The organism is Ignavibacteriales bacterium, from assembly GCA_016214905.1.
GTDB lineage: Bacteria > Bacteroidota > Ignavibacteria > UBA10030 > SZUA-254 > PNNN01.
Genome location: JACRMQ010000007.1, coordinates 813721 through 837666, shown reverse-complemented (window position 1 = coordinate 837666; position 23946 = coordinate 813721). Strand labels below are relative to the sequence as shown.

Below are 23946 nucleotides of genomic sequence, written 5' to 3'. Positions count from 1 at the left end.
ATGATATTTCAACGATTAGAAAAATTTAAAAAGCCGTTAGTCCTCGGGTTGCTGCCGATATTAATAGTATTGCTTTTGAAGTTCGAATCATTCGCGCAGTCAAAAACGGCTGCCGAACCTCAGGGAACAAACGTGCAATGGTCGATTAAAAACGAAGCGATCATCGTTACCTACGATCTTATCGGAAACCCCGAAGAAAAATACAATGTGCAAATCATAATGAAGCGCGAGAACGATCCATCGTTCAGCGCGACACCTGTAACAACCGAAGGAGATATCGGTGATGGTTTTTTTGCCGGTACCGGAAGATCCATAAGGTGGTATTTCAGGCGCGATTACCCGCAGGGTTTTCAGGGTGAGGGATATTATTTCGAAGTGCGTGTAACAAACATAACACCTAAAAGCACGTGGTTATATTATGTAATTGGTGGGACCGCTGTAGCAGCCGGCGTAATAGCTCTGATTGTAAGTGGCAGTCAGAGTAAAAGTAAGGGATCATCTGAGTTACCTCTTCCACCTGATAGACCGTAAGACTAAAAATATGACATAATTATAAACCTCAATCAGAAATGATTGAGGTTTTTTATTGTCAATTGCTAAGGAAAAATATATTCATGCAGGCAATTGCAGCCCGTGAATTCTTTTTTCTTCTTTCTTGATTCTCTTCGCGGCTTTCTTTTCTTTCATGGTCTTTGCCGGTTCTTTCTTAGTAGTTTTCTGACTGTCCTGACCTTTACTCATCTTTATTCTCCTGTTTGTTATTCTTCTGCAAACTTTTTTATAGCATCATAAAATTTAACAACCGCTTTCGCTTTGCTTTTGCCGAACGTAAACCAATGCCACGCTGTATCGGGTGACGGATTGTCAACGATCGGGATTCTAATTGTCGGTTTACCTTTAAATTCACCGATTACCGGTTCAACATTTTGTTTTGTTTCTTCCATAATATTTCCTTTGTAGATTACTGTTTGTGTTTCTTATGATTAATTTTTCGTTACAGCAACATCGTTTCTTCATTATCAATAAATATTTCTTCACCGCCATTATTAGATTTAAAAGTATCATATTGCTCTAATTGTTTGAAATCTATATTAGTCAGTGATGCCAGACTTTTAATACTACATTGATAATTTTTAAACACTACATCTTTATCAATATCCAACGCTTCTTCCTCAATACGCATACTCTCATCAAATTTAATATCATCCACTAACGTTTCCTGCGATAATTTAAAGGCGGTAGCTTTTAGTTTATTATCATCGTTCAACCATAATATTATTTTATAATATTCCATCGGTATTATAACACCTTTAAATATCCGATCTTTATCTTCATTAAAAATAGGTCCGTTAAAGACACTCATTTTTGCTTGCTTCCTTCGTTCTTTTTTTATCCCTTTTTCTAAAACCGCTTTTTCTAATTTACCCCATAATCCCCCTGCACGGTTAAGATCTACCACCTGCGGACATGCGTTGGTATAAAAGCAAGTATAGATGCCATTCCTAAGTGCATCTGCTTCTGTGTTGCCCCAGTTCGCATCTTCGAATCGAGCCATATGCCCCTTATCGAAATTTGAACCCGAATAAAATTTATCGGTCAGTTGACATTCTAAATCAATTCGCTTATCTCTCAACCAATAATCGCTCCGCTTACTGTCATCCAACCTTTTAGTAGCGTCACCCTCAACATTTACACCGCTGATAAACGGCATTTTAGATACAGCGTTAAATATTACACTATGTTTATAATATTTTAGTTCTATTCCATTATCTTTCAAACGGGCAATTTGTTTTTCCACGATTTTTTTAGGACGCGGTAACCTTATTTCTACCCCTAAAAACTTTGGAAGATAACCTTTGCATTTACTGAAATCCGCATCTTGCTCTTTTTCTGCTTTCGCAACTTCAAGCAATAATTCATTCGTCTTTCCGGTTTGTGTTGTTGAAGTTTTCAAGTTGGTACCGGAATAAACATTCTTGCTCGATAAACTTATTTCAATTGAGTGATCGGTACTTAATGCACTTGTTGGTACATTGATATTGATATTATTATTTGAATTGTTATCCATAATATTATCTCCTTTATTTTCAGGAATAGTGTCAACATCATTTATCGCAAAGTGTAAATTTTCTAATGGTGGAGGAATTGCCAGGGTAGATATTATTTCGTTATTTGGGTTCATCTGCAGCAAGTGATTTAATATCACGCTTATTCTAATTCCCTCATTTTGTTTCCACACTATCCTGGATTCATCTATCTTTCCATCTATAACCGGTATAATATTATCATCCTTATCTAAATAATCTTTCTCATCATCGGTCATCTTTGCGATACTCTTATGATGCAAACCAACAACCTGCCATTGGTCGTTGAATACTGGGCTGCCACTGCTTCCTCGTGCTGTATCAGTTATATAAAATATTTTTATCGCATTAATCCCAGTAAAAGTATTTTCTCTAATTGATATTTGCTTATAGTCGCCTTGCGGGTGATGTATAATATTAAGTCGCTCAACATTCACATCCCCGATTTTACCCAAGGTTTTATCAAGATATAAATAACCTACACTATCCAACGAATATTTTTTCGTAACGTCTGAGGGTTGTACTGCTACAAAACAATAATCTAATTCTTCGTTGTTAAAAAAGTGAGACGTATCAAATCTGAATATAACAGGTGTTAACGGATGCCCCTGCGCATCATATTCATAAAAAAAATGGAGTTCACTTTCGTCTGCCATCTCCTTATTTTTAAAAACGTGCCAGTTGGTCAACATCAAACGATTAGAGACCATAAAGCCGGTTGCGTAGCCACTTTTTTTATTATCTTCTTTAATTACAATCCGACCCACTTTTCTTTTTGTAAACGCAATCAACTCGGCAAAATTACTGTACAAGGAATCATTCTTCCCAATGGCTCTGTCATAAGCAAAATCCCCGGGTTCAAAACCTTTGGCAAATATCATTTCTTTTCTTTTCGCTAGGTTTAGATCACTCCTCACAACATTACCAGCCGTAGCAGATTTTAGTAATGATTTATCTTCGGGTGAGATAGATAGATCTGTAATAGAAGAAGATTTACTCACTCTTTTATTAGGGTCCGAGCTTTTGAATTGTCGATTGGTTTCTTTTATAAGTTGTCGTAATGATACTAGCATATGATTTCCCGATATTTGTTGATCTAATTTTGTTTATTGCTTTTTGTTCCTCGATAAATAATTATCGCAACATATTCAATTTCAATATTAGGGAAAAACTCTACATCCCGGAGTTATGATTCTGACTCGAAACATACAAAATTTCTATCTAAGTGGCAAGGAAATAAACTATAATCAGAGTTTGGGCAGGAATAGATTATAAGGATGTGCGCTTGGGGGTGAAACCACGTGGGAGGGGCGTGATTTCTAAAGGTAACCAGACACAAATCGAATAATTAATACATTAATAAGAACATAGTTGTACCAAGCAAGATACCGTATTAAAGTATTATGTTAGCAATAATCGGTATGTAGATCTTGCCGACATATAATTATTTCATTCGAGATAAACTTAAAATTTTTTGTTTTATAATCATTCGATATCCAACTTATATAGGTTACGCATCAGCAAACTTCTTAACCGCATCAGAGATCCTCGTGGAGGCTTCGATTGTAGTTTGCTCAAATTTATGAACATCTTATTCTTCAAGTGAACAAAGTACAGATTCCATTATATTGAATGTCACCTCGTCCGGTTCAAGATCGAGTTCATATGTAAAATTATTCATCATTTTGTTAATAAATAATCTTGCTCGGGCTGTCTGACCATTGTCATATTTTAACTCAAATGGGAGATAAACAATAAATGGATTTGTAACGTCCTTCTGCTCAACCGATATTGTCAGCACATATTTTCCGTTTGGCGATTTATTAATTGTTTTCGTGCATTTCAATGTCGGAATTTCTGTCCCATAGACCCATTGATCAAAAAACCATTGCATATCTGCTTTGAAGTATTTTTCTACAAATTTTCTAAAATCATTAGTCGTAAGCTCCTTGCCGATATTCGATTGATAGAAATCTTTTAGCATTGATTTAAATACATCTTCATTCATTGAAGATAGATCGACCAGCATCATCCTTAGCATGTGAATTGCTAAAGCACCCTTCATGTATGTGGAAATTGTGTAATCATTCGGTGTCTTTATGGATGCCGCCCTATATCCTAACCAGATTGAGCCAAGTTTCGGTCCTGAACCAAGCGCATATTCTCTGAGGTTGGCAATATTTTCCCTCCATTCTCCAAGTTTATCAAATAAAGCTTTATCATTTTTCAACACAAAGGGTGCGTACATAAGAGCTGAATAATGGGCCAATGCTTCAGATAGCCAATAGTCATGGTAGCTTTTTGACTTCACCCCATGGCCCCACCATGCGTGCGCCACCTCATGCGCTCGGGTAATTTCAATAACTGCGGACTGTTTCCCCACGTATTCTTCAAACCACGGTAAATGTATAAAATCTTGAAATGCCTGGCCATGAACTGATGGTCCTGCTGTCACTCTAAGATCGGGATAGGGACAACCGCCAAATAGATGAGAGAACAATCTTATAGCGTTTGACACATCCTCAGCCACTCTTTGCGGTTCACCCCCACCGACATCAAATACTGATATCATTGGTTCTTTATCGCTTAATTGAAATTTTGTTTCCTCATAAAAACCAAGGCTGAATGAGTTAATGAGAGTAGGTACCGTTATAGTATAGCGTGTAATCCTTAAATCTCTTTCTTCCGATTCAGATTCTTTTCTTCCTGCTCCTACCAGGCACATATTCTTTGGATACCTGTATGTAACATCAAATAGCGTTTCATCGGATAACAATTGATTCGGGTACCAAAGGGTGCTTGTAGACAACATGTAGAAGCTTCCCGTTAATTTAGAGAATCTACCAAACCCCCGAAATGGTTGTAATAAGTCTCCATGATAGTAAATGTTTATTGTATAATCAGTCGAATCTTGTTCCGGCAAACCAATTAATCTGAAGATATTCTCATCAAGCTGGTGAACACTAAGCTTTTGACCATCTGAATCAAGAACTGAATCGATAATCAATTTACTATCGAGAATTAAACTCATTGTTTTCCGGTTTTTCTCCATAGAATGGAAATTTAATATTGCCCGCGCACTTGTTTGACCTCCTTTTTCTATCGATAATTCAACATCATTCTTGATCAAATCAAATTCACGTTTATCCTCTTGAGCAAGTTCATACTCCTTGAAATTTTGGTATTCGCCAAAAGTATGAAAGGAATTAACAAGTTGAAGTGCAAAGAGTGATCCCGTTAAGGCTTCTAGGGGCGGTTTAAAAATGTTAACCTCTTCAAATCTTCTCAGGTCATAGCTAAAGAAGATTTCTTTTTTGTCAGATGAACTAAAATGTGTGAATAAATAGGGCTTAGGATTTTCTTCCAGTAATTCAGTAATTATATGGTGAAGTACATTTTCATTGTATTTATCCGAGATATATTTGAAGCTGCGATCAAGCGTTTCGTTTTCTATTCTTTCAATTTCTTTTTGCCCGGAAATATTTCTAAGACCCATTTCGCCCAGCAAAGTATCCTGGAACCACAGAACTGCCCGATCGAATTTAAAAAAATATTTGCCATCGGTTAACCTCCATTCAAACTGACGTTCAAATTCAGATCTTTCCGTGGAAGATGGAGGTAAAATTGTGAATGTCCCTTGTCCCGTGAAAACTGCACCAAACACTTTCCCATGCACAGGTGTAAGTAGCCGAAATGTACCGTTTGCAAAGTAAATTTCCTGGCCTCCGCGCATAATTAGGACATCTGATATTGGGGCGGCTTTATTTTCCTCAAGTTTGCTTGTGCGAAGAGAATCGTATACTGACACCAAATCAGTTCCAGCAATAAGTTGATCCGGATTGAAGGAAAAAGTCAGAATGACAATGCAAAGGTACAATCTCATATTACTCCTCAAGATTATGTTGAATATTAATCTATTGAATATCCCGATTTTAATAATTGTGAACATACAAAATATTTTCCTAAGTGGCAAGGATTCAAACTCAATTCATAACCCGATAAATCATTAATTTGCTTAATTATACCCGGAAGTAAAAGTAAAACAGAGAAAGGTTTATATAAAAAGATGTGTGCCTATCGGAGTGAAACCACGTGGGAGAGTCGTGATTTCTAGGGGGTAACCAGACACACATCGATTCATTATTACATATATTAGGGAGATTCCATCTTAAAATCTGGTTCATGCAATAATTATTACAGAAATAATATTTATCTCTGCTTTCTCATAATGAGCTTTTTTATTTGAGATAAACTCAAAATTTTTGTATCTTTGATCTACAATTAAAACAATTTCCCGCGCCCATAGCTCAACTGGATAGAGCATCAGACTTCGGATCTGTTCAAATTTAAGACTTACCTACATATTTCAATAGTTATCATATCATAGTAGACAGGATTGTAGACAAAAAGGAGTGTCTATGATTTCGTCACAAAAATTCTATCTGTATAAACGTTCAAATGGTTTCTGGTATATAGGACATATAGTTGAAGGTCGGAAACGATGGACTTCAGCCCAAACCAAAAATAAAAATCTAGCCTTAAAGGCTTTAAATGATTTTAAGGATAAAATTGTTGCAGCTAATTCATCACAAACATTTGACCAATTCGTTAAAACCTACTGTGATTTGCAAGCGCATACAATCCGACAGAGCACCTTAAAAAGGATTTATTTACCGGCATTCAGGGCTTTCAGTTCAATCTGCGAAAATAGATTGTTAACTTCTTATACAGTCCGAGACGTTGAAATATTTAAGAAAATCAGACTTGAAAAATGTTCACCTACCACAGTGAATATTGATTTTCGTTCTCTTAAAGCCGCCTTTAATGTTGCACTCAAGTGGCAATTGATTAATGATAATCCTTTTGTCAAATCCACACAGCTCAAAATACCAAGTAAGCTGCTAATCCATCTTTCAAAAGATGATTTCCAAAAACTGTTACATGTAGTCAAAGAGCAGGTTTTTAAGGAATTGTTTTTATTTGCATCCCTTACAGGAATGCGTTTAGGAGAAATTCTTAATCTTACTTGGGAAAATGTTAACTTCGAGAAACAATTGGTAACTGTTACTAATAGTGATAATTTTGCGACCAAATCAGGTAATAGCAGAGCAGTTCCGATGAACAGTCTTATTGCTAAATTGTTACTACAGAAAATTTCAAATAAACCGATAAGTAAATATGTCTTTGATAATCAGGGGAAGCGCTTCCATCCCAATTATGTTTCGCATAAGTTTAAAAAATATATCAGATTGCTGAAATTAGATGAGAGGCTACACTTCCACTCCTTAAGACATACTTTCGCAACTTGGCTAGTCCAAGGTGGTGTGAACATTTATGAAGTCCAGAAACTATTAGGACATTCTAGCGTGAAAGTCACTGAAATCTATTCTCACCTGGCATCAAGTGAACTTCATTCAAGTATAAATAAAATACAACTTGAATTAAACCCATGACTTGAGATTGACTAATTAGAACCGTACCTTAGACCAAATTATAAATGGAGATATTATGGATGCTATTGAATTCACCAAAAATTATACTAAATACGTTAGGGATATTGAAGAGGTCGTAAAATCAGATTATTCTGATATTATCAATGAAATGCTAGATACACAACCTGAAGACATTATAACCCCTGATACATATTTCCCAACCAGTACCGCTGCAATGGGATTAGTATGGAAAATATTTTTAGAGAAAGTTAAAAATGAGGCACGAAAATCTGATTGTCCTAAATGTCACTCTAAGAAAGTGGCAGAAATTTTCTATGGTTTAATTCCCTCTGAATTTGCTCAAAAGATTATCGGGGATGGGGATATGTTAGGAGGCTGCATTATATCTCCGAATAGTCCGAAATGGCGATGTAAATCATGTAAGCACGAGTGGGGAAATGTTAAGTAAAAACATAATATGCTTTAATCCAATTTGTTCTGCCGCTGCATTAATGTATATACTTGATTTTATTCATACTTTGTACTACCTTCTTCTATTCCATTAATAAATAATTAAAATGATTATGCCAACATGTCAAGTAAAAGCTAGTGATGCGGGTGCATTCTTTTGTAATCGCGAGATTTGGAATAACGAAGAACAAAAATGCATATTCCATTGCATGGAAAAACCTATCGCTTTATTTAATGAAAAACTGTTTGAAGAATTAAAGTTATTAAACGATAATATCAAAACGGAGATTATAGATTTTAAATATTTTATATTCCCTCCTAATTTTACATTATCAGACATATCTATTCATCATGACATCAATTTTGATTACTCACAATTTTGTGGTGATGCAAAATTTTATGGGACATATTTCCATAAAAAGGCATCATTTAATCATGCAAAATTTCAGGGAGATACATCATTCGAAAGTGCACACTTTTATGGGTTTACATTCTTCATGTCTTCAAAATTTTTTGGTGTTGTTGAGTTTAGATACTCATCTTTTGAAAATACAACCTATTTCCATCGAGCAGAATTCCATCATGGTGTACAATTTAAGAACATGAAGATTGAAAAAAATGATTTTGAGCTAAATAATGCTTCCTTTTGGGGTCAAACTAAATTCGAAGAAATAAAGAGCAATTCTCCAATTAGATTTAGAAATGCATTATTCTATGGCGAAATATCTTTATTGAATTCTGAATTTACTAACTATGTTGATTTCGCTGGAACAATATTTTATAAAGATGTTAAGTTCTCTGAAGCAAAATTTCTCCATAAAACAAATTTCTCCTATACTATATTCAAAAACAAAGTAGACATAAAAGGGATATCTTTTAGCGGTGATACCAAATTTGAATGTACTGAATTTTTCGGAAATGCAGATTTTAGTGAAATTAAGATAATGGGGGAATTTAATCTCAGAAACATTCATCCCAAAGGAGAATTTAATTTTAGGAATGTGTTTTTAGAAGAGGCTAAATATGTAATCTTTAAAAATGTTGATTTGAAGCGCTTTCTTTTCATGGGAACTAACATTCAGAGAATTCGTTTTTTTGGACATCAATGGCTCATTAAGGGTACTCGAAAACATATGGTGTATGACGAGGAAAAGTTCAAAGGCAATAATAAAATTACTCTCATAAATATAGAGCAATTGAACAGAGGATTACAGAGCAGTTACGAAGATATGAAAGCATACCATATCGCTGGTGATTTTTTCATCGGTGCAATGGAGATGCAAAGACGCCAAATCGCTCGAAAAAGTAATGCAATCTGCCGATGGTTAAGACAAAATATTTTTAGCTTGATAGCATTATATAAATTAACGAGTTTTTACGGTGAAAGATATATTAGAACATTTGGATGGATGCTTCTATTTCTTCTTCTGTTTCCCTGTATATATCTTCTCACTGGATTTACAATTCCTGTCGAAGGATCATTGAATAATCAAAAAGAGTTTATTCAATATAAAATATCTTTAAATTCAAATTTTTCAATACCTATAAATGATTATGCTAAGGCTTTAGTACTAAGTCTACACGCTAGTACTTTTCAAAAATTTGATCCCCTTGAAGTTACGCTCTTAAGTAGAACTGTATCAATAGTTCAGTCTATAATAAGTGCAATTTTACTGTCTTTGTTTCTGTTGGCAATTCGTAGGCGTTTCAGACGGTGAATATATGGGAGATCAGAACTTAACTACTCCATGAGAGCCACGCAATCAGTTTCCCGAGTGGTAGTGGAGAAAATAAACCCCAATCAGAAATGGTTGGGGTTTTAATTTTCTGATCAAATAAGTTGTATAAAAACTTTAGAAATTGTATGTTAACATACGAACAAATATTAATTAGAGAAAATATGAAAGAATTCAAGATTGGTGTTGATGTACTCGATAGAGTAATCCAAGAACTTAGCGGTGCAACTGAGTATATTCGAATTGCTGTATTTCAGTTACACAACACAGCACTTTTTAACCTTTTAAACGATAAGTTAGATCATGGTCTATCGGTGGAAATTATTACTCTCCCCTATGACAGTATTAACAGGGATATTCGTCAACAAGTGACAGCATTATTTGAAAACTTTATCGCTCACGGTGGTCAGGTTAGTTTCTGCAGATGGAACGTCGGTGACCCAGAGAGAACAACCACCGCAGTCAATGTTTGGTATTCTTTTCACGGAAAATTCATTGTCACAAATAATCGTGCAATAGCTTTATCGGCAAATCTAACTGAAAATCCTGAAGTTGATGCTTGTTTGATATTTAACGACCAAGAGGTTATAACACAATTTAATAATAAATTCGAAGAGCTGAAGGAATTATTTGTTACTTCAATAGAAGGATATGAGGGAACGATTAGAAGAAGGATAATTGAGGTAGGTCCCGAAAATGTTGATAGAATATTTGAACTTCCTCGTACAATCCAGAATCAGGAGCTAGCTAATAATTGGATACTTGGTTACCCAGAAGACCTTTGCCCATCAGAAATTCAAATTGAAGACAAGCTCTATCTCGCACCCTTCGAATGTAGAGCTCGAGATTTTTTCGAGAAAATAATTTCAGAAGCAGAGGAATACGTTTACATATCTGCTGAGAGCTTTACTGATCCTGACATTCCTGCATTCTTAAGTCGTATCAGATTTGAACACATTGATATCAAAATTCTTACAAGCCCCTCAAGTATGGATTTTGCTGAACGTGTGCAGAACACTATGAGAAATCTTTTAGCAAGCGGAATTGAAATAAGATCAAGTGCTGAAGATTTGCACGCAAAGGTCATTATAACTGATCAATTGGTTGTCGTGAGTTCTGTAAATCTTAATAAGATGAATTTAGGTTTCAAAAAACCAACCGGATATTGGAGAGCAAACACCGAAACAATTACCGTATGCAGAGACATCGCAGTTAGAAGAGATGCGAAAAACAATTATTTGCGGACGTTCAGTACCTGTTCTGATGTGCGAGATAAACTGGCTGAGAAAATCGAGCACATCATTGGACAAACATTCTCTAAAGTTTTCAACATGCGTTCCAGTGGAGAAGTAAAAAAACTGTTTGCGAAATATGTCCTAATAAGAGAAATTGAATTAAAGAAAACGATAAATAGGATTTGTCAGATTGCAGCCAGACTTATGCAAAATTCAAATCGCACATTGGTAAATAAGGATTGCTTTTTGTCTGCATTAATACTATTTTTGCTATCCGAACGCAAAGAAGAATTCAATGACCTTAGGAATAAAATCACTCTTGTTACAACTGATCTCGATTTAGAGGCTCTGTTAAGTGGACTTCTCCAAATGGAGCTTATCGTGATGGAAGAAAATCACTACAAATTAAATATCGCACGTGTATTGGAATAAGATTTATGGTTGACTGTGAGATTATAGCTGGTGATTGCATCCAATATTTAAATTCACAAATTGAATTGAAGTTAGATCTTTCATTTTTAGATCCCCCCTTCAATCAAGGTAAAGACTACGATAGCCATGATGATGATATGCCAAGCGTAGATTATTGGAATTGGATGCGACAAGTTTGTGAACAGATTTACAATAAAACCTCTGAGGGGGGCGCGATTTATTTTATGCAAAGAGAAAAAAATACACAGTATGTTTTAGATACGCTGAACTCTACAGGCTGGACATTCCAAAATTTAATTATTTGGAAAAAGAAAACCTCAGCCGTCCCGTGTAATAATCGGTTTGGCAAACATTATCAAATTATAGCTTTCGCAACGAAGGGCAAAAAACCAAAACATTTTAACAAACTAAGAATTGATCCAATTTTACTCGTTACAGAAAAATACAAACGACCCAATGGTATGTTCATAACTGACGTATGGGATGATATTAGAGAACTTACCTCGGGATATTTTGCTGGTGACGAGCCATTACGTTCCCCAGGCAATCAGAGGCTGCATAAACAGCAGTCCCCTATTCAGTTACTTCTTCGAATTATTCTGTCGTCAACAAAAGTGGATGATGTTGTTTTTGATCCATTCGCAGGAACTGGGACTACCCTTGTGGTGTCAAAACAATTAGGACGCCATTCAATAGGAGTTGAGATCGACCCAAAAAATGTTTCACTCATAAAAAAGCGTATATCTTCCATCAGAAAAAGCGACAATATTGCTAAATATCGAACGAACTATAAGTATACACAGAACTTGAATAAAATTTGGAAATCCGAAGCTCCTCAAAAATATGATGTAATTAACCAATCTCAAATGATGATTGAGTTGTAATCTATAATAGTTAGGATAAAATCTGACAGAAATAGCATATTTAGAAAGAATACTGTTTAACTCCTACACTCCCAGCGTGGAACGAGGGTAACAAATTTCTTAGTATTTTTTATTCTCCAGTTTCGAGCTATCAACCCTCTAAACCCGAACCGGTAATTCACTCTCTTCCAAATAAATCCTATTAGGTTGAAGTATAAGTCACTTCCTCGTGTTCTGTGGTTTCCAGAATAACTTTTCTGAGTTCAGCAATCTCATCTATTTCGTCAATGATTTCATTGCAGTCTCGTATAGTTTTATCATATTCGTGATCCTGAGTATAGAAATATTCGAAAATTACATTAGATGCTAATTGTTCCATGTTAACTTTCCTCAATCGATTATTTTTTGTTTAGTTTGTGCTTCAACATTTCTCCTCAAATCACCTAAATCTGATTCTTTCCCACAATTTTTACATTTCAGTTGATTGTCTCTAGGGAAAATGATTCTTCCTGGTCTTAAAGCAAGATTATTTTTAAAATTGATTTGAAGGTGATTATCGGTTTTGCAGTTTCCACAATTAATATCAATATCCATGCTTTCTACAGGCCCCTTTGGGATACTTGGAAATCCACCCAAGTTCTGGGGGGGTATATTCTGCTGTGTAAACCTAAAAATTTGAGAATCTGGAGTTTCAAAAACTTTATAAATATTAGTAACAAACGTCATCTGTAAAAGGGCATAATATCTTCTAATAGCTTCTGCTAATTTGGGTTGGCATGAGTAATCTATAATTTCAAGTTTCATACTCTTCAAATCAGCTATCTTGATAGATCTTCCGTGCGTTAACCAATTTGAATGTTTGCATAAATGAGAAGCAATTTCATTAGCCCTATTCCGTTTTTCTGCATCTGTCACCGGTTGACCAGTTGACGAGTGTTTAGCCCATTTTTTGAATTTGTACTTATATAACCAGTCTCCGACTAAGACCTTTGCAAAATCAAGAGCGTTTTGTGCATTTTGAAGTTCCCCAGGTGAAATCCCTTGTAGAATAGGTATGTATGCTTTGTTTAAAGAACCAGTTTCTGTCACTTCTTCTTTAATCTTCTTGATACCCTCTAGCAGAGCCTCTGCCGAAAAAACCTTCCCTTGCCAAGTTATTTGTGCATCAATAGGTCCGAGCGATGACATCCCATCCATCAATATTTCATCACCAGCCATTGCTATGATCGTTCCTGCACTTTTCGCATATCCAGGAATGATAATGGCGACATCGTTATATTTCTCATGTAATAATTTTACAATGTCTTCAGCAACTTCTCCATATCCTCCAGGTGTTTCAAGAACAACATCAATTAAAGATCCTTTCAAATTCGAGAGTTGATCTGTTACTGGTAATAAATCACTATAGTTTATCGATGTTGGTGCATTCGGTTTATTTAAATCTGCTGCTATTACAATTATATCTCGACCACCACGTTCTTTTGAGATTTCCTTAAGTTGTTTCTTCCTTTCATCATTCAGCTGTTGAAAGGTTAGATTTTTCAAAAGGTATTCAGAATAATATCCCATATATATTTATTCCTTGAGATTAAGGTATACTTTCTCGTCTTATTCTAATTAATTCGCTTAAATGTCTACTGTCCCTAATGAACTTAAAATACAGAATTCTTGCTTCTTTGTCAAAAAAATCAGTCGCTCTCCACATATGGGTGATTTCGGTCACTTACCATATTCAAGCTATAATCATCATTTTTTAATAATGAAAGCTAAAATTTGACCATCCTTCAGATCATGTATCAAATTGAATTATAATTATACTTTTGGGTTCACATTACTCCTTAGTCGGTCGATGAAGAAACTCGCCTTGATCAATCTAGTTAAAGATGTTTACGTTTCATCACTATCCCCAACTAACAACTCCTCTGGAGGAAGTCACTATGGAAATAATATTCGTCTGCTTTTGGTTTTTGTATCAATAACAGAGAAACCATCCTTATTGATACATATTATTAAATGATATACAGTCCATATAATAGTCTATTATATTTATATTATTCGGATAATAAATCCTTCCACCCATTTCAGAAATAAAAATGGACATTCGATGAATTCCATAACAAAACAATGTCCATGTCATTATTATTCGTCCATACATCATTTCAAATCGACAATGACATGCATTCACTAGGGTTTTATTGGATTGTCCACATCGGACGGTTTATTCAATGAATAAACGCCATGCCGGAGTTTGTACAGTTTACCATTTCTAACGGCAGCATCTAACAATCTTTGAATTGTTCTTTTATCAAAACCATCAGGTTCACAGATGGCTACAATTTCTTTCAACTTGAGTTCATCCTTGCCTTCAAATATTTCAGTAAAATCAATAGTCTCGGCTGCTGTTATCTGATTGGAGTTTTGTAGGTGGTCAGCTTCATTCGCAACGCCTTCATCTCTGAACCACAATGTTTCTGAGTTGAGCGAAAGAAGCCTCGCTTCCCTATTAACATCGGATGAATGTCTAAGCTTGGTTGGTTTGAGTATACGCTTCCCTTCTTCAGTCTGGGAACGCTTCATCATGATAACGGTATCGGCTGCTGCTCCAAAAACACCTGCCCCTCGCATAAGATCATTATGTAACCTATCATTTCGCGCACCTTTTTTAGTATGATGTAAAATTAGAACACATAAATTATATCGATCTCTGAGCGACTGAAGCTTTCGAATTAAGGCTTTCATCTTGCTACTGTCATTCTCATCTTGATTATGTGCGAAATATAAACAATCTAAAATTATGAGACATGGCTTTTCTTTTTCACAAATTTGTATTAGTTCCTCCCAAACATCAAAAAGCGATGTTGAGACATTCAAGAAGATAAAGTTATCAACATTACCACCTCTTTGAAGTTGACTATTCATTACCTTGAACCTACTAGCGAAATCTTCTATATACATCTCATTGTTAATGTAAATAACCTTACCATGAATTTTTAAATCCCAAGATAAAAATGTAGGAGCTCCAATAGAAACATCAATTGCTAAATTCATTGCTAACATTGATTTACCACTATTTTCTTCACCAGCGATAAAATTGAGTGATTTCGAACGTAGAATACCTTCAATCAAATCATCCGCTTTTTTAATATTCATTGACAATAGTTTAGAACCCCTCATGATAACTATATCGGAATTTGGAACTATTTCTATCTTACTATCAATGGTTGAAGCAGATGAATTTTCTGCTCGCCTTATTAGTTCACGTCCAACTTGATTTATTTCATCATCTGCAAAATTTAAATCAGTTGGTATTTGCTTCATAATATCCTCGATTTCATCCGAGAGTTTCTGATTACCTTTTTTTGCAATCTCCTTAAAGTTTACTTGAAGATGATCTTTTTGTAACAGTTCAATAATTCTAAATATTTCCTGGAATGAATTGCAGATGAAAACTGTTGCCCTAAAATTAATTGGAATATTTTTAATGGCTGCATCACCGCCTTGTATTAGCGAAACAATTAATCTACTTTCGAGATCATATTGAGGAAGAGATTCAAACATTTAATTCTACCCTCCCTTGGTTTTCAATATCATTTTTGAAGCGAGATTGAAATTGAAAAGATCGCTTAGCAAATTTTCTAAAAACTTCAAGAGAAATTATTTTACAAAGAGAATTCCTTCCGTTACTTCTTATAACGCCTTGCTCAATGACAACCTTGCGTAAAGTGTGAATATCATATTCATACGCTATCAGACCCTCTTTCTCTAGCACGATATGCACCCAAATCGTTGCCTTTGTACCCAGAATACCCGATGGTTTATCTAAACTAGTATTCCAAAACTCAATGCAGACATTTCCAGTCCGAAGGGGTGAAGTTTCACATTTCAATTCAATAGTAATCTTCTTACTCGACGATACAATATCGAAATTGCTATAAGAGCCTACTACTACAAAGAATGGCTCACTATATTCTATCGAATATAAGCGGGCTATTTCAAGGGCTACATATTCTTGTAATTCGTAGCTTGAATAAATAGGTTGCATCCAATTATCTTTCTATAAAATAAAAAAGCTCATTCACGTCTCTTCCTGAGACCGCTATGAGCTCACACATAGACTAATTGGATGCCACTTCCAATTCCAAAAATATGGAAGTCTGTAAATGGAAACGAATTCCAATTATTTTATATTATCACTATCGCACCACTTCCTCACAGTGTGATTAGAATACCCAAGTTGTTTCCCCATTTCTGAATAGTTGATCTTTCCATTTTTAAATCTGCAATTATCCGCCAAGCTCCTTAACTCCTCCAAAGGAGGCTTGTTCTTATTACGTACCTTCTTCATGAATACCTTAATCTTTTCGTTTTGAATCTCTATCGTCCGATCTTTATCATTATAGGTCTCGACATCCGGCGTTCGTTTCTGTTGTTCGATTGTCTTTTCATTTTCCCTCCCATCCAATGAACTCTTATTTTTGTCTCCCAATATTTTAAATAGTTGTTGCAATTGTTTTATTAAACTTTTTCGTATTCTGTATTCATCCTCATCTATATAACTATCTTCCAAATCTCCTAATTCTTGTTTCAACAATAAGTGTTGTATTTTATTAAGAGAACGTAATGCAACTATTTTACCTTTTGTATTATATAGCTCTTTCACAACAACATCATCGATTTTATTCTTATTACTATTTGGGCTCACATCCTTTTTGTTTTGTATCTTCCAATCTCTCGTTTCAACGGGATCAGTTATTAATCTGAATTTCCATAATCCATATAGTTTTTCTCCCTCTTCTATCAAATCATCATAAAGGCAAATATAACTCATGCTACATCCTTTTATGTAAATGTTTTCAATATACTTCAACGTACAATATAATTATAAGGATTTTAAAGCAAAAAGTACTACTTCAAACATTTAAAATCTGTAAAATTTTATGACGACCAATAGATAGAATACCCACCCCCACTACTTTTGGCTCTGGGGGTAGGTCAACTTTAACTGTTTGAAATTGTGTGACCGGATTTATGATGAAGGTAGAAATGTTTCTGTTGCAGGACATGAAGCGATGCGGAAATATTAATATGTTAGGTTTCGTCTTAAATAATATCAATGAAGTCAAATATTTACCTGATAGTTTTATTGAAATTCAGTCTATAATTTTGTATCTTACGTCTGTTAATTAATAATCAATAACAATAGTTTACAGTTCTTTCCACATTGATTGATGACTAAAATGTCTATAAAGTAGTAGACAGTCTGTCAATAATTATTGATTTAAGTAAGAAAAAGTGCCCAAAATAACGCGCCCATAGCTCAACTGGATAGAGCATCAGACTTCGGATCTGAGGGTTGGGGGTTCGACTCCCTCTGGGCGCACTAAGTATGAAGATTCTGTCTGATTCATCGGTTACTGTTTATGTTCTTCGAAGTCTGTCAGATAATAAAAGATATGTTGGGATGACTTCAAACCTTGCAAAGCGATTTGCAGAGCATAATTCCGGGAAAGTTATTTCTACAAAATCCAGACGACCTTCTATTTTAACGTATAAATAAGTGTACCATAACTGGGCGCACTCAGTAGTTAACCGCCTGATCTTTACGATCAGGTTTTTTATTTCGTAATCCAGTGTATTTTTTATGGATAAAAACGAAGTCAATTATTTCTTCGATACATACAACCGCTTTCCAATTCATATTAAACGCGGTAAAGGTGTTTATTTATTCGATGAGAATGATAATAAGTATTTAGATTTTTTCGGAGGACTTGCCGTCAACTCTCTCGGTTACAACGATCCCGATGTTCGACAGGCAATAATAAATCAAATTGAAAAATATATTCACCTCTCAAATTATTTTATCCAAGAACCGCAGCAAAAATTTGCCAAACTGTTAGCAACACATACCGGATATAAAAAAATATTTTTTACTAACAGCGGTACCGAAGCAATTGAAGGTGCAATAAAGATTTCACGGAAATGGGGAACAATTTCAGGTAAATCCGAAATCATTTCTTTTTCAAACTCTTTTCATGGACGTACACTCGGCGCACTCTCTTTGATGGACAGAATCAAATACCGAGACGGATTCGGACCTTTTTTACCGGGCTGTACTATTATTCCATTCAACGATCCGGTTGAAATCGAAAAAAACATTAACGAGCGTACCGCGGCTGTATTTCTAGAATTCCTTCAAGGTGAATCGGGTATAATTTCAGCATCCGAAAAATTTATTGAAGTCTTAAACCGACTTCAAAAGAAATATAAATTCCTGATAGTTGCCGATGAAATTCAATCCGGCATGGGAAGAACTGGCAAATTCTTTTTCTTCGAACATTTCAATATCACTCCGGATATCGTTGTCATTGCGAAAGCCGTCGGCGGTGGTTTGCCATTGGGAGCGATTCTCGGTAATGATTCTGTTGCCAATATTTTCTCACCCGGTACGCATGGATCAACATTCGGCGGAAACCCCGTTGCTTGCGCGGCAGGTATTGCCGTTCTAAATAAAATCATCGATAAAAGAATCGTGCAGAACGCTGAGCGGATTGGCAAATATTTATTTCATCATCTGCATGAATTACAAAAAGAATACCCTGCGATTATAAAAAATCTTCGCGGCGCTGGTTGCATGATTGGCATCGAACTCGATCGTGATTGCACCTCGATCGTAACGGAAATGCGGGAGCAGGGAATTTTGATCAACTGTACGAATTCCAATGTGATTCGGCTTCTTCCACCGTTGATCATAGAGGAAAAACATGCCGACTATTTCATCAAAGAATTCAGATCTATTTTATCTCCTTTAAAATGAAACTGCCGATTCCCTTCCCGAAATCGGCAGTTTGATTTCCATTCACACTTTCGATTATTTCATGAAGGCAAGCTTTATGGTTTTTTGGAAACTATTATTAGGATCTCTTAAATCAACAGCTGTGATCCGACAATAATAAATTCCTGATGATAATTCCGGACGCCAATCAATATCATAAATCCCCGATTCCTTGACCGCATCACAAAGGGTAGCGACCTCCCTTCCCTGAAGATCGTGTACATTAATTTTTACCTTTGAAAGACTCGGCAATTTATATTGAATCTTTGTTGATGGATTAAACGGATTCGGATAATTTTGAGACAATTCAAAATATTTAGTTTGTTCCGAAATTATTTTGCTCCTGATGATAAGCGATAATGAGCTTACTGGTTCATCGATTGTTAAACTATTCCCAGAGAATAATCTCTTCTCTTGTCTTCCATCGAAAAGGAATAAATCGATGCCCGAAACGTCGGTCGTGGTTGATATCATGACAGGATAATAAGATAACTGGACTAAGAGAGAAAATTGTTTCTCGGTTGAGTTCTCAAAGGTTTCAAGAGAACTATGCGATTTAAATCGAACATCGAATGCACCGCTTGGTGGAATTGGCGGCAATGCGGTTGTTTCAAATTGATCTTCCGATATCGATCCATCGACAATTGACAAGCACTCCTGATTACCATGATTATCGTCGAACCGAATTTCAATTTTATTACGGGATTCGAATTTCTCCATCACAGGTGCTGATTTCATCACAGCCTGAGATGAGTTAAAAAATAATTTCCCCGCTCCATTCGCTTTTACCCAATATCCGCTTCCGGGTTTGAGTGTATCAACTTGCCTGTATGAGCCGTCAAATCCGTATACATTGTTGCTCAATAAATTTTCAGGTTCTGTACGCAATGAGACGGTCGGAATATCAACAGAACCACCACCGATTAAATTCCATCCTTGCAAAACATTTATCGTTTCTTTGTCTACAGGTGTACCACTGAACCTGAAGGTCGACGGAATCTCAAACTTCAACCAATATCCGTATCCATTTAAAAGAGTATCGCATTGAACATATCCACCGTTAAATGAAAATGCGAAAGAAGTACTGTTTGGGAATAAAACCGATCTCCTCGGATCAGAAGAAATAATTGGCACAGAAATTAGATTCCATCCGGCATTTAATTCCTTGTCAATCCCATAGCACGAGATTGTTCCGGTGATTGTGTCGCTCCAGTTTGTTTCAACATTTTCAATATTTCTTGCCTTGACGCTCACCGTATACGATTCGCAGGATGAGAGCGAATCGAGGAGAACACCGGTTGTATCGTGCCATGCTGCAAAATCGTTCCACTGAATTATCGAGCCAAGTGAACCGTCATGTTGTAAATAATTTTCATTCACTCCAACTTTCACTTTAACTGCAAACTCCGTGTTGGGCGGATTTGAAGTCGGATCGAGAATTATTTTAATTGAACTGAATGATACACTCGAAATGTTCGGACTATCCGGTTTTCTGGCTAATGTAGTTGCAGCTATTGATGCCATCGATCCTTCGCCGATTAAATTGAACGGAACGATATGATAATAATACGGATGGTTCGGTAAAACTCCGGAATCATAAAAACTTATGCTGTTCGCAGGTAAGTCTAAATCTACCTGTTCAAACGGTCCGCTTGCGCTGGCAGAACGATAAACACGATAACCGCTTTCGTTAGTGGCATTATCGTGCCAGAATATTTCAACATGAGAATCTAATACCGAGCTCAAAAAGAGTGCAGATGGCGCATGAGGAACAGCGATAGTCACGAATGAGCGTGAATTGTTTGAAGCGTTCCTAGTCCCCGCAATATTCTTCGCGACAACACTCCAATAATATTGCTTTCCACCCTGAAGATTTGAATATAAATATGTTGTCCCCAGAATATTCGAATCGATTCTAATTATTGGTGGATTTAATGTATCGAGATAAATATCGTACAGTTCGGCATTCGATGACAGTTCCCACGATAGAATTCCCGAAAGTAATTGGTCGCCGGCATGATCGTCAGGCGCAATCAGCTGAAATGCCGATGGTTGCGATATGATTGTTGTGAACTTCCAAGGTGTAAATAAACCTTCGGTCGTTCCATTGACATTTTTAGCAACTATCTTCCAATAATAAACAGTGTTGTTAGATAAATTAGTATAACTGAATGTTGTATCTACCTGATTCGAGCTGACAACATTTATCGGCGGATTGAGTGTGTCCAGATAAACATCATATGACTGGGCGTTTGTTGCTCGATGCCACGATAGTACACCATCGATTGAAACGTTCAGAGCATCATTGACCGGTGCGACAAGATTAAATTCGTTCGGAGTTGCAACAATCGTCGTAAATGTCCATGGAGAACCCGATGCAATCATTTCTCCCCCAATATTTTTTGCAATAACTTTCCAGAAATAAACCGTGTTGTTCGTTAATCCTGAATAATTAAAAGAAGTTGTTGCTTGGTCGGAACTGACTTTTATCAATGGGGGATTATTTATATCAAGATATACATCGTAAGTTGCAGCATTCGTAGAAACTTGCCATGATAACATGCCATCAATTGATTGATTAATGGTTAAATTTGCAGGAGCTAAAAGCAAAAATGTTGAAGGTGTATCTATTATCGTGGTGAAACTCCATGGCGATGCTGAGGCATCTGTTGTGCCAGCTATATTTTTTGAAACTATCTTCCAATAATAATTTTTATTATTCATTAAACCGGAATAATTTAACGAAGTTGTCGCCTGGTCTGCACTCACTTTTTGTACCGGTGGATTTATTGTGTCAAGATATACATCGTATGCTGAAGCATTCGATGATGCCTGCCAGCTTAGTGTTCCGGTAATGTTCTGGTTAATTGCTAAGTTCGAGGGTGAAAGATGTGCGAAACTACCGGGCAGTGCCACTATAGTTTTAAACCTTCGGGGAGAACCAACAGCGTCCAATGTTCCGGCAACATTTTTCGCAACCACTTTCCAAAAATATGTCGTGTTATTTGATAAACCATTATAGTTGTATGATGTGCCAATTTGATCTGCACTAACTTTAACTGTTGGCGGATTAGTTGTTCCTAAATATACATCGTAGGATGAAGCATTCGCGGATGCTTGCCACGAAAGTGTGCCGGTTATCGGCAAATTAATTGAACTATCAGGCGGCGATACGAGCGAGAAAGTACCCGGCGGAGAAATAATTGTTGTAAAATTCCAGGGAGAACCTGTTGCAATTACCGTATCAACGCTGTTCCTAGATACAACTTTCCAATAGTAGACGGTGCTGTTGCTCAATCCGCTGTAAGAATAATTTGTACCGGGTTGATTTGAACTGACTTTTGTTGTCGGCGGGTTCGTAGTTCCAATATAAACATCGTAACCTGTCGCATTAACCGATGATTGCCATGTAACTGTTCCGGATGTAGGAATATTGACCGAACCGTTTGAGGGTGTTAGTAAATTAAAAGCTGAAGGCGGAGCTAACACTGTTGAGAAATTCCATGGTGATGCTGTTGCATCTGTAGAGCCGTTGCTGTTTTTTGCAACTACTTTCCAATAATATGTTGTACCGTTCACTAATCCCGAATAATTATAAGAAGTTGTTACAAGATCGGCTCCAACTTTTGTCGCCGGTGGATTTGTTGTTGCAAGGTAAACATCGTATGATGTCGCGCCTGATGCCGTCTGCCACGATAAAGTTCCGCTCAAAGGTTGGTTGACGCTTGAATTTGAAGGAGACAATAAATTGAATGAACCCGGAACCGGTCCGGTAGTTATTGTTATCCACATTGGTGCCGACCAAGCTTCATTCCCGTCAGCTTCTTGCACATAGACATAATAGTAATGAGTTGTTCCGGCAGCTTGTGATTGCGAAAGGACAAGAGAATCTCTATTCAAAACACTCGATAAAACTGTTGGTGCCGTACCTGAACCGGGGACTCCGTAACGTAATTCTATTTTACTTATCGATTCAATATCCGGATCTGTTACTTTTATCCGAAAAGGAATCGATCCGCTCATCGAAAATATTTCTCCCATCTGATGAGCGTTGACTTCAAACCTGACTTGAAGATTATGATCTTCCGACGCGTACACTCTTCTTTGCCTAAATGCATCGTCTACATTCGCCTTGGTTAACGAAGCTGCAAGAACAACGGTCCTCTGCTGGTTTGATTTACCAAAAGTTGTATTGTGATTATCCTGATTTGCTATCGGAGCAACATGATAACCTTTAGCTAACAGCGTATTGAAATAAGTCGTATTATCACCGGCATCAGGATCAGTTTCGCTGGTATTTGTTGAAAAGGCATTTCCACTTTTCATTGCCACACCTCGTACAACACTATCGACTTTCGGATTGTAAGCTGTTGTTGCTATTGATCCAAAATCAGACGTATTCGGGTGAGCCAGATAGCAATATCCGTTATATTTTTTTACAGAATCCCATAATCTAGCGTAATCACTTTTCGCAACGTAAACATCATAGACACCCGGATTCCAGCCGAATAATTTGTCGGTCCCATAAATTAATACATGTCCACCACCGCCTATGGTGCCCCATTCCTGTCCATACAACCCAACGAAATTACCATCGATATTTACAGAATCGGCTTCGCGAACTCCTGAGCGCCAGTAAGCCAATGTCATATTCAAGCTTTCATTATGGTTATGATCGCTTATTCCCATGAAATCCAAACTTGATCTGTTAGTTCGCGCCCAGGTTATTGAACGGGCAACCGGATTTGTATAAGTGGTTTTATTTTGATCCTGATTCCCATCCGAATACCATGAATGAGAATGATTATCTCCAAAATATATATTGTAAGTTGATTGAGCATTCATAAAGGTCTGAATGCTT

17 protein-coding genes and 1 tRNA gene are annotated in these 23946 nt (G+C 36.4%); 9 read left to right on the top strand and 9 right to left on the bottom strand.

Annotated features, from left to right (window positions below):
- Nucleotides 1–531 (top strand): hypothetical protein, encoded by a 531-nt coding sequence (locus HZB59_10755; GenBank protein ID MBI5021904.1) that lies wholly within the window; start codon nt 1–3, stop codon nt 529–531.
- Nucleotides 532–758: 227 nt separating this feature from the next.
- Here the strand turns inward: HZB59_10755 and HZB59_10750 are convergent, their stop codons facing one another.
- The 3 genes from HZB59_10750 to HZB59_10740 form a co-directional block, all read right to left on the bottom strand.
- Nucleotides 759–944: a hypothetical protein gene (locus tag HZB59_10750; protein MBI5021903.1), complete on the bottom strand. Its 186-nt coding sequence runs from the start codon at nt 942–944 to the stop codon at nt 759–761.
- Nucleotides 945–994: 50 nt separating this feature from the next.
- The gene (locus HZB59_10745) at nt 995–3157 is read right to left on the bottom strand and encodes a DNA/RNA non-specific endonuclease (GenBank protein MBI5021902.1); all 2163 of its coding nucleotides are present in this window, start codon (nt 3155–3157) and stop codon (nt 995–997) included.
- A 518-nt stretch (nt 3158–3675) separates the two neighbouring features.
- On the bottom strand, nt 3676–5580 hold the full coding sequence (locus tag HZB59_10740) for a hypothetical protein (protein MBI5021901.1): 1905 nt from the start codon (nt 5578–5580) through the stop codon (nt 3676–3678).
- 922 nt (nt 5581–6502) lie between these two features.
- On the opposite strand from HZB59_10740, the gene HZB59_10735 reads away from it, so the two are divergent.
- From HZB59_10735 to HZB59_10715, 5 genes are all read left to right on the top strand, one after another.
- A complete protein-coding gene (locus tag HZB59_10735; GenBank protein MBI5021900.1) occupies nt 6503–7537 on the top strand; it encodes a site-specific integrase in 1035 nt (344 codons plus the stop codon).
- 214 nt (nt 7538–7751) lie between these two features.
- Nucleotides 7752–7985 carry a hypothetical protein gene (locus HZB59_10730; protein MBI5021899.1) on the top strand — a complete coding sequence of 78 codons (234 nt, stop codon included), beginning with the start codon at nt 7752–7754 and terminating at the stop codon, nt 7983–7985.
- Between the two features lie 109 nt (nt 7986–8094).
- Nucleotides 8095–9705 carry a pentapeptide repeat-containing protein gene (locus HZB59_10725; protein ID MBI5021898.1) on the top strand — a complete coding sequence of 537 codons (1611 nt, stop codon included), beginning with the start codon at nt 8095–8097 and terminating at the stop codon, nt 9703–9705.
- 182 nt (nt 9706–9887) lie between these two features.
- Entirely contained in the window at nt 9888–11390 is a 1503-nt protein-coding gene (locus tag HZB59_10720; protein ID MBI5021897.1) for a phosphatidylserine/phosphatidylglycerophosphate/cardiolipin synthase family protein, read from the top strand.
- Between the two features lie 5 nt (nt 11391–11395).
- Nucleotides 11396–12274 carry a site-specific DNA-methyltransferase gene (locus tag HZB59_10715; protein MBI5021896.1) on the top strand — a complete coding sequence of 293 codons (879 nt, stop codon included), beginning with the start codon at nt 11396–11398 and terminating at the stop codon, nt 12272–12274.
- A 181-nt stretch (nt 12275–12455) separates the two neighbouring features.
- On the opposite strand, the gene HZB59_10710 is transcribed toward HZB59_10715, so the two are convergent.
- From HZB59_10710 to HZB59_10690, 5 genes are all read right to left on the bottom strand, one after another.
- Complete coding sequence (locus tag HZB59_10710) at nt 12456–12632, bottom strand: hypothetical protein (GenBank protein MBI5021895.1); 177 nt, start codon at nt 12630–12632, stop codon at nt 12456–12458.
- An 11-nt stretch (nt 12633–12643) separates the two neighbouring features.
- Nucleotides 12644–13822, bottom strand: a complete 1179-nt coding sequence (locus HZB59_10705) for a Clp protease ClpP (GenBank protein MBI5021894.1) — start codon at nt 13820–13822, stop codon at nt 12644–12646.
- A 615-nt stretch (nt 13823–14437) separates the two neighbouring features.
- On the bottom strand, nt 14438–15811 hold the full coding sequence (locus tag HZB59_10700) for an AAA family ATPase (GenBank protein MBI5021893.1): 1374 nt from the start codon (nt 15809–15811) through the stop codon (nt 14438–14440).
- Complete coding sequence (locus HZB59_10695; GenBank protein ID MBI5021892.1) at nt 15804–16295, bottom strand: hypothetical protein; 492 nt, start codon at nt 16293–16295, stop codon at nt 15804–15806. Before HZB59_10695 ends, HZB59_10700 begins: the two co-directional genes overlap by 8 nt.
- A 135-nt stretch (nt 16296–16430) precedes the next feature.
- Nucleotides 16431–17081: a hypothetical protein gene (locus HZB59_10690; GenBank protein MBI5021891.1), complete on the bottom strand. Its 651-nt coding sequence runs from the start codon at nt 17079–17081 to the stop codon at nt 16431–16433.
- A gap of 478 nt (nt 17082–17559) precedes the next feature.
- On the opposite strand from HZB59_10690, the gene HZB59_10685 reads away from it, so the two are divergent.
- The 3 genes from HZB59_10685 (at nt 17560) to HZB59_10675 (ending at nt 19067) form a co-directional block, all read left to right on the top strand.
- Nucleotides 17560–17633, top strand: a tRNA-Arg gene (locus HZB59_10685).
- Between the two features lie 6 nt (nt 17634–17639).
- Nucleotides 17640–17810, top strand: a complete 171-nt coding sequence (locus HZB59_10680) for a GIY-YIG nuclease family protein (GenBank protein MBI5021890.1) — start codon at nt 17640–17642, stop codon at nt 17808–17810.
- A gap of 84 nt (nt 17811–17894) precedes the next feature.
- Nucleotides 17895–19067, top strand: coding sequence for an aspartate aminotransferase family protein (locus HZB59_10675; protein ID MBI5021889.1), 1173 nt, complete (start codon nt 17895–17897; stop codon nt 19065–19067).
- 54 nt (nt 19068–19121) lie between these two features.
- On the opposite strand, the gene HZB59_10670 is transcribed toward HZB59_10675, so the two are convergent.
- Nucleotides 19122–23930, bottom strand: a complete 4809-nt coding sequence (locus HZB59_10670; GenBank protein ID MBI5021888.1) for a CehA/McbA family metallohydrolase — start codon at nt 23928–23930, stop codon at nt 19122–19124.
- Nucleotides 23931–23946 lie beyond the last annotated feature (16 nt).